The sequence below is a fragment of the Ammoniphilus oxalaticus genome (assembly GCF_003609605.1).
Classification (GTDB): Bacteria; Bacillota; Bacilli; order Aneurinibacillales; family RAOX-1; genus Ammoniphilus; species Ammoniphilus oxalaticus.
Genome location: NZ_MCHY01000003.1, coordinates 14,858 through 30,449 on the forward strand (window position 1 = coordinate 14,858; position 15,592 = coordinate 30,449).

Here is a 15,592-nt window from a genome sequence, read left to right on the forward strand (position 1 = left end):
TAAAACGAAATAAAGCGAGAAACATAAAGAGATCCAACTAGGTCCCTCTTTTTACTTACAGCGTTCTACACATTGGAGTTGTCACTTAAATAGGAACAAGTTGTTACTCCACACGGTTACACATACATCTACGTCCACGTTTACGATTACGTAGCCATTCAACTCAATCCGAACACATGCGCCCAAGGTCATAGTCGCAAAGGCGCGATTGGCTACTTTGAATACAAATTAATACGTACCAAGGGTTCATTTTGACCGAAAGTTGACTAAATCCATTGAAAAACTTGGATAGGTTACGTATGATGATATCAAGCGAGTCAAAAACTGGAATTAAAAACAACTGCTAGTCATGGAGTGAATATAAACTACACCATGTAGATGCGGTTGCTAGAAAAAGGGGGTTGAAGTGGCTTACTATTTTGGCGATTGGATCCGAGAACAACGAGAAATTCGCGGCTTAAGACAAGCGGATTTATCCGAATTGACGGGGATTAAACAAAGCACGATCAGCATGTGGGAAAGCAAAGACATCATTACGCCATCCATTCGAAATATTTGGATCATTACACAAACATTAGGGATTCCCTTATCGAACGTGCCGTGGGATTACTTAGATTTGAAACTCAACAACGAACAATCGGAGGATGATAGAATGGGCCAACGTTTTCGGCTGTACGATTTGCCAAGGGCAAATTCAGTCAAAACCTTTGAGGGCGAAGTGTACCGCGTGGTCGGTTCGATCGGCATCGAAAAAGAATCGGGCGAAGTGAGACACATCACCGATCTGTATTACCGAGCCAAGACGGTCGTTTCACAAACCAAAATTGTGGCGAAAAGAAAACATGCGGAAGAAGAGTTGAAAAAAATAAACGAACCGAAACGAAGCCGCAATAGAAATCAGAAAGTAAAAGTTCGTTAGAAGATAGAGGGAGAGTAACACACCATTAAAGACAGTAAAAAAGACAAATACGCGGGCTGTGGCGTCATAGCGGAGTGTCTGTGTCGAGGGCCGAGGCATGGATATACTCATTTGAAAGGTTGGGCAAGTCATCCGAAAACTTGCTGTTTGACCAGTGGCCGTGAATAGTTCTTGGTGATCTAAAAACCTTGTGCGTCAATGAGCAAGTCGGGATCGTGGGCTTCGCATGTCATTGTAGAGTTCGTAAGTTACCGCTAGAAACTTACAACACCTACTGTCTTGAATGGTGTGTTACTGCCAATGGAATGAAAAAGGTGGTGAAGTAGGTGGCGACAAAAGAGCAACGTCAAAACAAACAGTTTGTAGAAAAACTCTTGCAGATCCAAGGGATTCGTTACGACGATTGGGTAGACGAGCTACACGTACAGTTTTTACAGGAGAACAATAAGCTCATCTTGGAAGCCTTGGATAGCAAAATTAGCAAGCGCAAAGAGGAAGCGAAGCAGAGCGAAGACGTTCAATCACACAGCGTTACACTATAAACCATTTAGGAAAGGTGGAGTACAGACGTGGAAGGGTTAATTTCAACGGGTCAGTCCATTTTAGAGTGGGCGCAGCAGCTCGGTTTATTGAGTGCGGCGATCGCTTTTTGTATTGGTGGCTATTACTTAATTTTAGGCGGTGATCAAGGGCGCAGAAAGTCCGTTGGTTGGTTTATCGGCGCCAGCGTCGGGTTGATCGTGGTGATGGGCGCGATGGGGATTGCGCAAGGCATCGATAGCAATATTAAATTTTAGAAAAAGTCACTCAAGAGACATGGGGTGGCTTTTTTTGATGCCAAAAATACAGAAAGGAGCGTAAATGATGTTGCATGTCCTGTTTTTTAGCGTCGACGATCCGTTGATCCCGAATCATACGCGGTTGGATTTTCCCGAAGCGGTGAAGTTGACGGATGAATTAGAAACCAAGTGCCGCGAAGAAAAACGCGTCATGACCTCGCGGTTTGTGGTGATCTCTACGGAAACGGATCTCACGTTTTATGACGGCAGCTTTCAATTCGGATCGTACGAAGCGCCAAATATCTATCAGCAGATTAAAAAGATCAGCGAGCGAATCAAGGTCAGCAAGAAGGATCAAGCGGATAAGACGTACTTTTTGGAACAAATCGAAGCGTTGACGCCTGAATCCTACAAAAAGGAAGAAATTATCGATAAAGAGCTCATTCATTTGGATAAATCACGCATTTCCAAATTAAAAACGTGGCAACGCAGGGTCGTGTATGCAACCGCGGCCCTTTCCATTGCCGCGTTGGGCGCGGTATCCACGATCTTTATTGCGCAAAAAGCGCAATACGAGCAAGCATTGGGCGATGGCAGAGACATCGTGGAGGATCAAAAGGGACTGATCGACATCTATGAAACAGCCTTGCTTGGCAACAAAGAAGGATTGGAAGCTTATTTGCAGGGGGAGGCGTTATCGGAGAAACAGCAGCACATCCTGGTCGATATGTACCTCAAAGCCGAAGACTACGATCAAGCGGTGGCGGTCTTAGAAGATCCCGTGCAAGTGGAAACGTACATCTTAAACAGCGAGTCATGGGAAGACCAGGAGAAGATCAACAAACTCAAAGCGTTTAATGAACTGTATCCAACCAACGAAGCCCGCTTTGATATGGCGTTCTACGAACATAATTACGAATTGATGCTGAACCTGCCGCCGATCAACATGACCGCGAAGCGTTCTCGCATGAAAACATACGCGTTGATGCGGTTAGGCAAAATCGAAGAAGCCAAAATCGAGATCAATCATAACAACGACGATAATCTCAAACGGGTCATCGATCGCTACGAAGTGTTGCAAGCGGAAATCAAAACGCTTACCGAAAAGTTGGAACGCGAACAGCAGGCGAATGGCAAAGACCCCGCCTTGATCCAAACGTTAACAGAGGAATTGGCGAAGAAAAAAGAAGCGTTGGCGGCCTTATGATGAAGGAGAACAAACGATGGAGAGGGATCGGGATTGGGTTGGTTGTTTTTCTAGCCATCTTTTCAATCCTGTTTTTGGCGTTTAACTTTATTTTGAACCTGGGAATCGATGTCTTTCAAAAGACATTGGGGTCGGGTTCGCTGTTACAGACGGAAAAGATCGAGCTGGATGCTTCCATGCTGCTGTCTTTTCCGTTTTTAGGTTCCGCGTTCTTGTTCTATGTCGCTTTATTTGTTCTTTCCTTTACGCTCAGTCTCGTTGGCGTGTTTAAGGTATTGAATAGTTTTGGAAGACTGAATAAAGACCAAAAGGGGAGCGCGCGGTTCACAACGTTTCAAGAGATTCAACAGCAGTATCGGGATGTGCCCGATCGAAAAGAGCGTTTTTCGGGTTCGGGCGGCGTGCCGATCGCCCGTTACAAAGACCGATTGTTTATCGATGACAGCCCGGTCAACAACTTAATTATCGGGACCACGCGCTCAGGGAAAGGAGAAACCTTTGTTTTCTCCGCAATTGATATTTATAGTCGCGCCGAAGAACAGGCGAGTATGGTCATTAACGATCCCAAGGGAGAGCTATTTTCAGCCTCCAATGAAACGCTAGAGAAACTAGGGTATCATGTGGAAGTGTTGAATCTGATGAATCCGATCCAGTCGATGTCGTATAATCTATTGCAATTGACGATCGACGCGTTTATGGAGGGGAATTATTCGTTGGCGCAGCAATACGCGCGTTCCGTGGCGTTCATGTTGTACTATGATCCGACGTCGAAAGATCCCTTCTGGGCCAATTCATCGACGGATTTATGCACGGCGTTGATCCTCGCTTTGTGCGAACAATGCCGACACGAACCCGAGAAAATCAACATGTATAACGTCGCGTTGATGCTGTCGGACTTAGGGACGCGCACGGTGGAAGACGCCAACGGACAAGAGATCAGCGCGTTGGATGACTTTTTTGGCCAATTTCCTGAAAATCATCCCGCGAAAATGCAATATGCGACGATTAACTTTTCAGGCGGACAGACGCGGGCCAGTATTTTAGCCAACACGAACGCCAAGCTTGGCGTGTTCACGTTGGATGGGACGGCGAAACTGACGTCTCAAAATTCCTATGATATGACATTGATCGGTTTCGGGCGGTGGATCAAAGCGAAAACCACCCCCGACACACGGGTGACGCTTACGTTTCCGAATGGAAAAACAGAGACGATCCGCTCGGACGCGGACGGCATGTTTACGTTGTACCATAAAAATCCGTTGCGGCATCAAGATGACATCACGATCCGTGTCGGCGAAATGGATGCGACCATTCGGATCACGGAGAAAGAGGGAACGTTACGTGGCGCATGCGATCACGAACCAATCGAGATCCGAGAAGTCATGCAACACGACAAGCCCACGGCGATCTTCATGATTACACCCGACTATGACGCGACGTTTCATGTCATTGCGTCTTTGTATGTGAAACAGGTCTATACGAACCTGGCGCGCGTCGCTTCCCAAGCGGAAGGGGGCAAATGTCATCGCGAAGTGATCTTTCTTTTAGACGAGTTTGGCAACATGCCGCCGATCGAAGACATGTCCAATATCATTACCGTGTGTTTGGGTCGCAACATTCGTTTCAATCTCATCATTCAAGCGTACTCGCAATTGGAAAACCTGTACGATAAGGAATGGAAGACGATTGACGGGAACTGCGGAAACACGTTGTACTTGCTCACGGCCGATGAAAGCACGGCGGAGCTCATTTCGAAGAAACTCGGCGAACAGACCATCGTGACGAAATCGCGTTCCGGTCAAACGGTGTCGTTGAATAAATCGCGGACGGAAAACGTCGACGCGAGGCGACTTTTAACCGCGACCGAAGTGATGGGGTTAAAAGAGGGCGAAATGATCGTCATTCGCGTCATTAAACGCCAAGATAAAAACCGCAATCGGATTCAATCCTATCCGATCTATTTAACAGGAAAAACGGCGTTAAAGTACCGGTGGGAATACCTGGCCGATGACTATGACACGAGCAAATCGATCAATGAAATGGACATCCCTTGCGCGCATGCGATGATCGACTTAAACGAATTGAAAGCGGATTTTAAGGTGAATCAGTTTGCGAAAAGGAAGCGACAGCAAGAAGAGGCGCAAGAAGAAAAAGAGTTACTAGAAAAAGAGAGGGAAGAACAAAGACAAGAAGCCGCCGCGTTACTGGCGAAAAGGAAGCAAGACTTGGCGCGCAACCGACATGCGCAGCGGAAGCAAGAAAAAAGAGAACAAGAGAACGAGGGTCGTCCAGCCGATTCGAAGCCACGGATCCAAACGAATCGCGTGATCAGTCAGGATGTATTGTTGGCGGTGTACGACGATCCGGCGTTGGCGAAAAAATACGGAGAAATGGATTTATTGGCGTTTCGAGACATCTTACTTGCAGACAGCGAGAAGATCGCGGATCAAAAGACTGTCGCGGTGATGGTATCGAAAATCACATTTGCTTTAAACAAGTTAAATGAAAAGGAGGAAGCGGGATAATGCGTGAACAAATGGAATTGCTTGATCGTTATATCACGGCCAATCAAGCGTTGTTGGAGCAAGGCGAAACGTTGTATGTGCAAGCGAACGACGGCATCATCATCCTTCGCAATGAGGTCAATGAAGCGGGCGAGAGCCGAACGACCACGTACTTTTCAGAGTTTGACGGCACGTTGAATCTGTCTGTAAAAGAAGTAATCCAAGCGTTGGAAGGGGGAGAATCGTGAGAAAGAGCATCGGATGGCTGATGCCGCTTGCCTTCTTGTTGTTAATGGCTTGCGGATCGGGCGGCAACGGCGGTTCCTATTTTACCCAAACGAGCTTTGACGAGATCAACCGATACTTTGAAGGCGATCAGGATGGATTCGTGTTCATTACTGTAGATAATGACGAGCCTTTTGTTAAGACAGTAGAGCAAGTGGCGAATCAAGAGAAAGTGACTGTGTGGATGTATAATCCATATCGGGCAGATGGGGCAAATAGAAACGAAGATGGTAGACCTATGTATCCAGATTCAAGTGATATAAGGGGAAATTCAGTCTTTTATATGGAAAACAATAGAGTTGTTGGTGAACTACCCGCGGACGGATATGCTGGATCAAGATTGGTAGAAGAACTTACTTCTTTTTTCAATCTATATCGATAATTTGGATGCGATTACGTGAAGGGAGGGGAAGATGAAAGATCATGAGTGATGGAGAAATCATCATAAAATTAGAGCAATTTGAAGATTACCTCACCATTGGCAGTGTTTTTTCAGATCCGTTTCGGTGGATCGGTTGGGTGCTAATCAAAGGATTATCCCTCATGTTAGACGGATTAGAAAAGGTCACTAATGAGGTGTTGATGATCAAATTATTCTTTGATCATCCCGATATAGCGGCGTTCGTTTCGGCGATACGCCCTTTTTTGTACCTTCTTTTAGCGTTTAGCTTGATTTACGCGGGATATTTGCTCATTTTTCAGAAGAAATTTAATCGTGAAGGCATGGCGGTCAATTTGTTTGTCGCGTTATCCGTGCTCGCGCTGCTTGGCGTCGGCATGGAAAAGGCGAATGAATTTACCGATGAAGCGATTCAAGCGATCGGATCGCAACAGGTGTATGAAGAACAGTCTGGCACGTTATCGCAAAACATTTTGTCTCGCAATATTTATGATCTGATCCAATTTGATAGTCATAGTTGGTCAAGTGCCGAGCTGGATCAGCCAAACACCATCCCATTTAGTATGATCGGTGGTATTTCTATTACGGAAAAGTTTGATAGTAGTAGAAAGGAGCTGGATATGAGTGAGGATGGAAAGGATTTATCAAAAAAGCAATTGATGTGGAATGGATTTGAAAAAGAGTTAAGTAAATTGGATCAGGGCATGTTGTCGTGGAACAACCAATATTACTATCGGTATTCTCCCGATTGGATCACGCTGGCGACCACGATTGTCGTGATGGCGTTCACGTTGTTTAGTATCGCCTATAAACTCGCGCGGTTGTCGTATGAACTGGCGTTTAATTATGTGCTAGCCATGATCATTTCCCCCGTGGATTTGCATGACGGACAGAAAACAAAGAAAATCCTGCAATCCATTTTAAATACATTTGTGGTCATTATTTTGATCTTTTTATCGATGAAAGTGTATATGGTCGGCACGGCGTACCTTGCGAATCAGTTGAATGGCTTTGCGTACCTCGTGGCCCTCATCGCCTTTTCCGTGGCCGTCATTGACGGGCCTAACATCGTGGAAAGGATATTTGGCATTGACGCGGGATTGAAATCGGGTTGGGGGGTGCTCGCGGGAGCGTACGCGGGCTATCGCATGGTGAACGCTTTGGGAAGCGGGGTAAATGGCCTGGCGCGTCAAGGCGCTCAATCGAACGACAAGAATAGAGGAACCCCATCGTCCATGAGAGGGGGAGGGCATGGAGAAAAAGCGCCCTCGCCGAATGACGGAGAAAAGGGAGAAGAGAACAACCGCGTGGCCGTTCCAGGAACCGATACAGGCGGATCGAATACAGGCGGCGCCGCGGGTTCAGAGACGGAAACGGGTAGTATTCCCGGACTTGGCAGCGTGTCGCGCCAAACGGAAGAACCAGCGCAAAGGAAACAAACGCGGGCGCCTTCGCCGAATGATCACGAACGCGGCATGGGCGGTTTTCGTGGTCTGGCTCCTTCGTTTGCTCACGCGGGTGTCGGGGCGATCAGCGGTGCGGGATCTGCATCCATGGTTCGATCAATGAGTCGAATGGAACCAGCTAACGTGAGTGATCAAGCGATGGTTCATCCCAACGCGGACGCTTCTCGCGCGCAGCCTACGGTGAGCGGTTCGACAACAGACGGAGGAAGCGCGTCCCGTCCTTCATCCGCAGGTGTTCAAGGGACGCGTCCCGTTCGGGGGGGTTCTTCTTCCATGACGCGAACCGCGAGCGTAACGGATACCGCGAAGGTCACCGATCAGACGACGGTTCAGCAAAACACGGACGTTTCCAGTGTGCAACAGACGGTTCAGGGAGCGACGACGGAACACGTTCGAAAAACGGGGGCATCCGCGACGCCGCGTGTGTCCAATCGAGTTGAGCGATCTGCTATGAACCAACAAACGGTTCATGAAACGATTGCGAGCAACCAAGAAATTGCGGTTACGCGTGTAATAGAGGAAAAAAATCAAACAAGACACACGGATAAGCAAAAGAAACAACGAGTAGAAAGGAAAAACCATAAGAAGAGATAAACAGGACCGCCGCGCGCGGTCCTTCTTTTATTCCAAAGGAGGTTTTAAGTAGGTGAGAACGTATCGTATTCCAAGCGAAATATCGACGGAGTTAAAAATCAATAAGGCACTGTATTTGTTCGATCTATTATTCATCATTGGTCTCATTGTATTCCGAATGATCGTGTTGCCCTTCATTCATTCGTCTTTCACGTGGTATTTCACCATCTTTCTGGTGATCTTTGGCGGGTTTATGCTGATCCGTCCATCGGGCAACCCGCAAAAACGGATGTATCACGCGATCTATTACGCCATGATCCGCAGAAAAGACGCCTATAGCGCGATCGATTATAAAGGGAGGGAAAATCATGACGCTACTTAACGAAAGCAAAGTAAAAAAGAAACGAACGGCCGCAAGCGGGGCTATTTTAAACGAAAAAAATGTGGTGACCGCAAGCGAACAGCGGAAAAGACGCAAAAAAGTGGCGTCGTTGTTCGCGGATTTCTCCCCGGTGGTCGATTTTGCGGAATACGATTGTTTTGAATTGCGCAGTGGTCGCTACTTAGACATGGCGCAAGTGACGAGCAAAGACATTTATTCGCTCAATGAAACAGATAAGAACGCCGACATGTATTTGCTGACGTACTTATTCCAAGCGTACAACGGCGATCTAAAAATCGTTCCGCTCTATACGCCGGTCAATTTAGAAAAGCAGAAGAACCAAATCATTCGAAACATCCGACGGGCGAAAGATCCCGCGTATGTTCCTTTTCTAGAAAAAAAGCTGGCGGAACTGGCGTTTATCGAGGAGAACCGTCTAAACAAGGAGTACTTCTTCTTTCTGTACGCCGATAGCGTCAAGGAATTAAGGGAACAAAAGAATCACCTCAAGCGATTGCTCGCGCGGAACAATCCGATGATTGAACTGGATCTGGAGAAGAAAATCAACGTGTTGTATCAGCTATCAAACTTAAATTCAAAACCAAGCATGGATGGAGGGATGCGAACATGATTCACGCGCTGGCGCGTTTATTTCAACCGAAAACCGATGAAGAAGTGATCGGGGAAAAAGGCTACAATCCGTCGTTGTTGGCGCGGATCCAACCGCAAGGGGGCCTTCGTATTACCCCCAGTTATGTGCGGCTCGGAGACGGATACGTGTCTTGTATCCATGTTCACAAGTACCAAACGTTGGTGACGGACTTTTGGCTGGAACAACTGATGAGTATCGAAAATACGTTGGTCACGTTAGATATCGCGACCGCCAATAAGATCCAGATCGTCGAAGACATTAATAAGTCGATGGCGGAACAAGATAACCGATTCGTGAACGCCAAAGATAACGTCGATCGGATCAACGCCAAAGAAAATTACATGGAGTTGGATGAACTCTATAACCAGATCACGCAAGGCGAGGTCATGAAACGCGTGCATTTGCGGGTGTATGTCAAAGGCCGCACGTTGCAAGCGTTAGAAGAGAACGTCAAAGAAGTTCTCGACGAACTGCAAAGTTTAAATTATCGGGGAACGGTGCTGCTCAATGAGCAAGAATGGGAGTGGGAGAGCTTGTTTACGGGATACAGCGAACAATTAACGTATCCGAACAAACGAAAAGGAAAAGACGTCCCGTCGACGGCGCTCGCGGGAGGCTATCCGTTTCACTATACGTTCTTAAATGACGATAACGGCACCTATTATGGCACAACCGAGACCAATGGGAGTGTCATTTTTGATTTGTTTCATCGCGATAAAAACCGCATGTTTTACAACGCCCTCATGATCGGAAAGATGGGATCGGGCAAATCGACGCTGCTCAAAAAGACGGTCATGGATCAAGCGATTAAAGGGCACAAGATCCGCATCTTGGACGTAACCGGCGAGTTTTCGGAAGTGGTCAAGGAACTCAACGGCAAACAGATCGCCTTGGATGGCTCACAAGGCATCATTAATCCGTTGCAAGTGTTTAAGACGGTGACCAACGACGATGGTTCCACGAATGAAACGTTATCGTTTACGCAGCATTTATCCAAGATGAACGTCTTCTACCATTTCATTAACCCGTCGTCGGATCGAAACGAAGCGACGGAGTTTGAGATTTTATTGCGTCAACTCTACGTTCAACGCGGGTTATGGTCGGAAGACGGGGAAGAGGAGATCGCTATCACAAACTTTCCCGCGAGCGAATACCCGACGTTTTCCGATTTGCTCGCCTTAGTGAGAGACGAACTCTATGCGGATGGGGATCGAAAGAAAAGACGGGAGCATGTCGGCGCGGAACGCGAGATTCGCCTGGCGAACATTGAACTCACCATTAAAAACTTGGTGGAGAACTATGGCAACATCTTTGACGGGGTTTCCTCCATCGATCACTTCGACGATGAACTTGTCGTGTCGTTTCCCCTTCGGAATCTAACAAACCTGAAAGATGAAATCTACCAGGCGCAAGTGTTTAACATTATGAACATGCTGTGGGATGGGATGATCGTGAATGGATCGCATCAATTTCGTTCTTTCAATCGGGGCGAACTGCAATTTAACGACGCGACCCGCTATTTAATCGTGATCGATGAAGCGCATCACGTGATCAATACCCGCGACATCTCTCAACCGGCTGTGTTGTACCTGGAACGGTTCATGCGCGAATCCCGCAAGTACTTTGGCGGGATTTTCTTTGTTTCACATGTCATTTCGGACTTTGTTCCCGCAGGATCAGACAGCCAAAACGCGGAGAACGTCAAGAAGCTGTTTCAATTGACGCAATACAAGTTCATTGGCCAGCAGGACGCGGAGTCGATGCCCACGATTCAATCCGTCTTCGACGGACAGTTGACCGAATCGGAAGCACGCATCATTCCGACGCTTGAAACGGGTAAGGTTGTGCTTTGTATTTCCGGCTTAAAGAATCTTGTGTTTGAAGTGGATGTGTCGCAAGCCGAGTTAGCCATCTTTGGCGGCGGGGCGTAGTCATGTCGAACGGCAACACCGCCGCGCGCCAGACCGTTCGAGCGACGAAAGCGATCGCCACCCGCGCGGCGTTAAAGAAGCTCAATCTTGCCACGTTCAAAATTCAATTAATTCTGGCGCTGATCTTGATCCTGTTCCTCACGGTCGCCGTTTTAATCGCGGGGTTGGTGGCCGTCATTAGCGGCGGCGATCAATCTGACTCCTTCGTGGGGACCGGTCAAGCCCAGGTCAGCGCGGAAGTGACGCAGTATCGCGACGCGGTATTTAACGAACTGGATCAGCACGGGTTGAGTCAGTATACCGAATTGATTCTAGCTTTAATGATGCAAGAAAGCGGCGGGAAGGGATTGGATCCGATGCAAGCGAGCGAATCGTTTTGCGGGTCGGTTGGGTGTATTCAAGACGCGCAAACGTCAATCGAAAAAGGCGTGCTGCACTTTAAAAACGTGTTGGATCGGACCGATGGGGATATCGAGTTGACGTTGCAAAGTTACAATTTCGGCGGCGGTTTTATTGATTATGTCCAATCCAACGGTGGGGCGTACACGAAGGATTTGGCGATCGCCTATTCTCAAATGATGTACGGAAAGTTAGCCCATACAGGGAACTACACGTGCCATCGACCCGAAGCGATTGAACACCAGGCGTGTTATGGCGACATTGGGTATGTGGATGCGGTCCTGCGTTATTTACCGTCCGCGTTGGAAGTGGATTCCGCGGCGCTTGGAGAAGGAACGTCCTCGCCGTTAGCGCGCGAGCTCAAGGTCAATTCTCATTATGGTTATCGGGTCGATCCCTTTTCAAAGGTTCGCACGTTGCATGCGGGTATTGATTTAGCTTGCACGTATTCCGATAGCATCCATGCCTTTAAAGACGGGAAAGTGGTGTACGCGGGAACCGCCAGCGGATACGGAAACCTGATTCAAATTCAACATGACGGTTTCATTACCGCCTATGGTCACCTGGACAGTATTCACGTCTCGAATGGGCAACAGGTTCGATCGGGGGAAGCGATCGGATACTGCGGAACGACAGGGGCTTCGACGGGAACGCATCTACATTTTGAAATCAAAACGGAATTATGGAAAGGACATATCGATCCCCGAACGTATTTGGGATTGTAACGATAAAAGGAGAAAACCCTATGCTTTTGTCACGAAACGGCGTCTTGTTTCTTCTCTCTTTTTTTCTAGTGATGTCTTTGGTCTTCAATGTTTATAGTCTTGCCACGCAAGGAAACGTACGCGAGAAATATGAGAGAAACATCCAAGCGATCAATCAAAAGTTAATCGAAAGCGATCAAGAAAAAAGCGATTTGAAAGAGAAGATCGCTTTTTTTGCTGCTCAATCCCCAGCCGATGGGGAACCAAGCACAGCGGATCGTGATCCGATTTCGACGTTGGTCGTTGAAAAAAATAACGAAACCGAAAAGCTCAATGCGGCCAAACGGTTCATGGAATTTACCTTTAATAGGACGCCCGAAAATTACGCGGAACAAAAAAAGTTAGCGCGAAATTACATGACGCGGGCGTTGTTTGAAACGATTTACGCCGCGGACGGCGTGGATGAACACGCGCAAAAAGTGAGCGTGAAACTGGAATCAGCGGACATTTATGTAGGAGAGAAGAATACAAACGAAGCGATTGTTTTTTACAAGATGAAAAATGAAATCAGGGAAACGGGTTATTCCGAAGTCGTTTCCGATTACGCCAAAGTAACCTTTGAAAAAGAAGATTCCGCTTGGAAAGTAGCGCGCATTCAGTCTTTAGATGTAAAAGAAGGAGGTCTCTGATGAAGAAGAAAAAGCGAAAGAATTTAAAGTTTAATGTCTCCAATTACTACGCGGCGATCGCCTTGTTTTTCGTTTTAGGCATTGTATTTTTTGGCACATCGAAGATCTTTTTCGCTGAGGAAAGGCCGATTAATCAGACGCCGTTGCAAACGGAATTGGATCTTAGGGCAAATGGAAAGTTGAGCATTGATCGTTGGATCTACGATGAACATCAAAATAAAATGGAAGTCATTTTAGCGACGAATAACATGAAAGACTATCGGACGGATTTACAATTCAGTTCGGTTTCGAGAAAGGACGTTCGAACACCGTTGTCGATTCAAGCGGTCTATGAAGACAATGAAATCTTTATCTTACACATCGATCAGGTGCCCAAAGACTTCGAGCAATTGGCGATCCGACTGCATAAAAACGAGCGGAATTTAAACGATTGGTTTCAAGAACAAGAGGAAGAAGAAAAACAAACCCCCGTGATCTCCACGCTTTATACAGATGAACGTGTCGTCGAGAAAGGGGAAGTAAACGTAAAAGATCATCGTGACTATACGCGGCAAGTGGCCGATCAGATGATCGATCAATCCACAATTAAAATCAAAGAAAATGAGGAAAAGATGGAGCAATGGGAGGAAGTATATCGGGAACTGAATGAGGAAAAAGAAAAGTTAAAAGCGGGGCTGTTGTATCAGACGATGGACGAACAAATCACGACGAATAACAAGATTTATCAGTTGGATCGTGAGATGGACGTGAAGCAAAAGGAGATCGAAAAAATCGAAGCGGATAGCCAAAACATCCGCGCGAAGATCGAGCGATTGAAACAGAAAAAGCGGGATATTGGGTTTTAAAAACAAGGTACAAAACTGTGCCTTTTTTGATTTTAGGCGGGTACAAAATTGTACCCTTTTTACTTTTAGCTAGGTACAAGACTGTACCTCTTTTGAAAAAATGCGATATCTCAATAAACCCAGGCTTTGCCTGGGCTATCACGGCGCGTGATAGCATTTTCCCCTTATGCTCTTTCTTACTCTTTTTAGTTTTTGTCTTTTTTCTTTGGATTTTTACTATGACGATGCAGGAGGTCGTAAAATGAACATACTCATTAGGGATGTACATCCCGCGACAATCAACAAAATTGATGAACTCGCCAAACAAAAAGGGATTTCGCGACAAGAATATTTAAGAGAACACCTTGAAGCTTTTGCCGTTAGCGACTTGCATTTCAATCTCATGGATCGCTACGAAAAGCAATTGGAAGTAAACACAATGTTGCTAGAAAAAAATGCAAAGAAGATGGATGAAATGATTGCAGTCTTTACGCAATTGATGTTCGATGAATAATTCACCCGCGGTCATTATTAAGTCTCAATTTAAAATGGGCAAGCAACAAACCGCCAACGGTTCGTTTAGAAACTATGTGAATTACATGGATCGCGCAGATACGCATTCGGAGAAGAATGAATTTCAAAGTTATCAGGACTATATGAGCAACGAAGAAAAATCCACGGGATTATTTACGAACGAGAAAGATGTTCTAACGGATCAAGAAAAAGAAAGGTTTAAAGATACGTTTAAAGACATGCAGGAAAAAGGTAGCGTCTTATGGCAAGACGTCATCTCGTTCGATAACGATTGGTTAAAAGAAAGGGGCGTGCTTCAAGACAAAGGCATCGACGAAAAGAAATTAAAAAACGTGACGCGCTCAGCCGTCAATGAAATGTTAAAGCATGAGAAGTTATTGGATACGACCATATGGACAGCGGCGATTCATTACAACACGGATAACATTCACATTCATGTGGCGACGGTTCAAACAAAAAATTTTCGAGAGCGAGGAAAAAGAAAACCATCCTCGATTGAAAAGATGAAGTCGGCCACCGTGAATCAATTGCTGGATCGTTCCAAGGAAAATGAAAGACTCAATCAATTTATTCGAAATGATTTGATTCAAAGCAAACGCGAGGATCCGATCCTATCGCTGAAAAATAGAATCGTGGATCGAGAGCTCGTGAGTCAATTTAAAAAGATTCATAGCATGCTTCCCGAAGACAAACGACTTTGGCGATATAACATGAATGGGATTCAACACGTACGTCCCGAACTCGATAAGCTAACGGATATGTACATCGACCGCCATTTTAAAACCGAATTTGAAGACTTTAAAAAACAGCTGGATCAAGAAGTGGCTGTCTATAAAAAATCGTATGGTGAAAACTCGAAGGCTGAACGTTATCGCGAGACAAAAATGAAAGACCTATACACCCGCATGGGAAACACCATTTTAAAAGAGGTGAAAGATTTTGATCAAAAACAAAATAAAATCCCTTCAAGGAAGGGAAGGGGCCGTTCCGTTCACGTCGGTCGTGAAGTGAATCGTTCGCGAACATATGAAGCTAACGAAAGAAGAGTTTAGTCTTCAATATATTACGGACACGGTCACAGAACAGGTGACGCGATCCGTGCAAGCGTCGTTGAATCAAACCATATCCAAAGAAATCAATCGCATTCGTCTCGGCGCCAATAACATTGATCGAAACACGCAAATCTTAATTGAGATGGTGCAAGGGCATATTCAAATGCAAAACCTAGAGTATGTCATAACGACGGATATGGTTAAGCCTCCGTTCTTAAAAGATATTGAAGGGATCGTGCAAGAAAGAATTGAGAAACAAAAACAAAGAAAAGATTCAAGGGAGCGATAAAAA

General features: G+C 46.1%; 17 protein-coding genes. All 17 read left to right on the top strand.

What is annotated here, in order from left to right:
- Nucleotides 1-406 precede the first annotated feature (406 nt).
- The 17 genes from BEP19_RS01705 to BEP19_RS01785 all read left to right on the top strand — a co-directional run bounded on the left by BEP19_RS01705 (nt 407) and on the right by BEP19_RS01785 (nt 15,589).
- Entirely contained in the window at nt 407-919 is a 513-nt protein-coding gene (locus BEP19_RS01705) for a helix-turn-helix domain-containing protein (RefSeq protein WP_120188143.1), read from the top strand.
- Nucleotides 920-1,245: 326 nt separating this feature from the next.
- Nucleotides 1,246-1,461, top strand: a complete 216-nt coding sequence (locus BEP19_RS01710) for a hypothetical protein (protein WP_120188144.1) — start codon at nt 1,246-1,248, stop codon at nt 1,459-1,461.
- Nucleotides 1,462-1,488: 27 nt separating this feature from the next.
- The gene (locus BEP19_RS01715; protein WP_120188145.1) at nt 1,489-1,716 is read left to right on the top strand and encodes a hypothetical protein; all 228 of its coding nucleotides are present in this window, start codon (nt 1,489-1,491) and stop codon (nt 1,714-1,716) included.
- A gap of 64 nt (nt 1,717-1,780) precedes the next feature.
- The gene (locus BEP19_RS01720; RefSeq protein WP_147393754.1) at nt 1,781-2,905 is read left to right on the top strand and encodes a hypothetical protein; all 1,125 of its coding nucleotides are present in this window, start codon (nt 1,781-1,783) and stop codon (nt 2,903-2,905) included.
- The gene (locus tag BEP19_RS01725; protein WP_120188147.1) at nt 2,902-5,430 is read left to right on the top strand and encodes a VirD4-like conjugal transfer protein, CD1115 family; all 2,529 of its coding nucleotides are present in this window, start codon (nt 2,902-2,904) and stop codon (nt 5,428-5,430) included. Before BEP19_RS01720 ends, BEP19_RS01725 begins: the two co-directional genes overlap by 4 nt.
- Nucleotides 5,430-5,657 (top strand): hypothetical protein, encoded by a 228-nt coding sequence (locus BEP19_RS01730; RefSeq protein WP_120188148.1) that lies wholly within the window; start codon nt 5,430-5,432, stop codon nt 5,655-5,657. The genes BEP19_RS01725 and BEP19_RS01730 overlap by 1 nt, the downstream gene beginning before the upstream one ends.
- Nucleotides 5,654-6,076: a hypothetical protein gene (locus tag BEP19_RS01735; RefSeq protein WP_120188149.1), complete on the top strand. Its 423-nt coding sequence runs from the start codon at nt 5,654-5,656 to the stop codon at nt 6,074-6,076. Before BEP19_RS01730 ends, BEP19_RS01735 begins: the two co-directional genes overlap by 4 nt.
- A gap of 41 nt (nt 6,077-6,117) precedes the next feature.
- Nucleotides 6,118-8,154 carry a pLS20_p028 family conjugation system transmembrane protein gene (locus tag BEP19_RS01740; protein ID WP_120188150.1) on the top strand — a complete coding sequence of 679 codons (2,037 nt, stop codon included), beginning with the start codon at nt 6,118-6,120 and terminating at the stop codon, nt 8,152-8,154.
- 52 nt (nt 8,155-8,206) lie between these two features.
- Nucleotides 8,207-8,515: a DUF5592 family protein gene (locus BEP19_RS01745; protein WP_120188151.1), complete on the top strand. Its 309-nt coding sequence runs from the start codon at nt 8,207-8,209 to the stop codon at nt 8,513-8,515.
- The gene (locus tag BEP19_RS01750) at nt 8,502-9,146 is read left to right on the top strand and encodes a hypothetical protein (protein ID WP_120188152.1); all 645 of its coding nucleotides are present in this window, start codon (nt 8,502-8,504) and stop codon (nt 9,144-9,146) included. The genes BEP19_RS01745 and BEP19_RS01750 overlap by 14 nt, the downstream gene beginning before the upstream one ends.
- On the top strand, nt 9,143-11,098 hold the full coding sequence (locus BEP19_RS01755; protein ID WP_120188153.1) for a VirB4 family type IV secretion system protein: 1,956 nt from the start codon (nt 9,143-9,145) through the stop codon (nt 11,096-11,098). Before BEP19_RS01750 ends, BEP19_RS01755 begins: the two co-directional genes overlap by 4 nt.
- A 2-nt stretch (nt 11,099-11,100) precedes the next feature.
- Nucleotides 11,101-12,222 (top strand): lysozyme family protein, encoded by a 1,122-nt coding sequence (locus tag BEP19_RS17490; RefSeq protein ID WP_170145224.1) that lies wholly within the window; start codon nt 11,101-11,103, stop codon nt 12,220-12,222.
- 20 nt (nt 12,223-12,242) lie between these two features.
- Nucleotides 12,243-12,890, top strand: a complete 648-nt coding sequence (locus BEP19_RS01765; protein WP_120188154.1) for a hypothetical protein — start codon at nt 12,243-12,245, stop codon at nt 12,888-12,890.
- Nucleotides 12,890-13,735, top strand: a complete 846-nt coding sequence (locus BEP19_RS01770) for a coiled-coil domain-containing protein (RefSeq protein WP_120188155.1) — start codon at nt 12,890-12,892, stop codon at nt 13,733-13,735. The genes BEP19_RS01765 and BEP19_RS01770 overlap by 1 nt, the downstream gene beginning before the upstream one ends.
- Nucleotides 13,736-13,976: 241 nt before the next feature.
- Nucleotides 13,977-14,228: a hypothetical protein gene (locus tag BEP19_RS01775; protein ID WP_120188156.1), complete on the top strand. Its 252-nt coding sequence runs from the start codon at nt 13,977-13,979 to the stop codon at nt 14,226-14,228.
- The gene (mobP2, locus tag BEP19_RS01780) at nt 14,221-15,300 is read left to right on the top strand and encodes a MobP2 family relaxase (RefSeq protein WP_120188157.1); all 1,080 of its coding nucleotides are present in this window, start codon (nt 14,221-14,223) and stop codon (nt 15,298-15,300) included. Before BEP19_RS01775 ends, mobP2 begins: the two co-directional genes overlap by 8 nt.
- Nucleotides 15,275-15,589 carry a hypothetical protein gene (locus BEP19_RS01785; RefSeq protein WP_120188158.1) on the top strand — a complete coding sequence of 105 codons (315 nt, stop codon included), beginning with the start codon at nt 15,275-15,277 and terminating at the stop codon, nt 15,587-15,589. The genes mobP2 and BEP19_RS01785 overlap by 26 nt, the downstream gene beginning before the upstream one ends.
- The last annotated feature ends 3 nt before the right edge of the window (nt 15,590-15,592 follow it).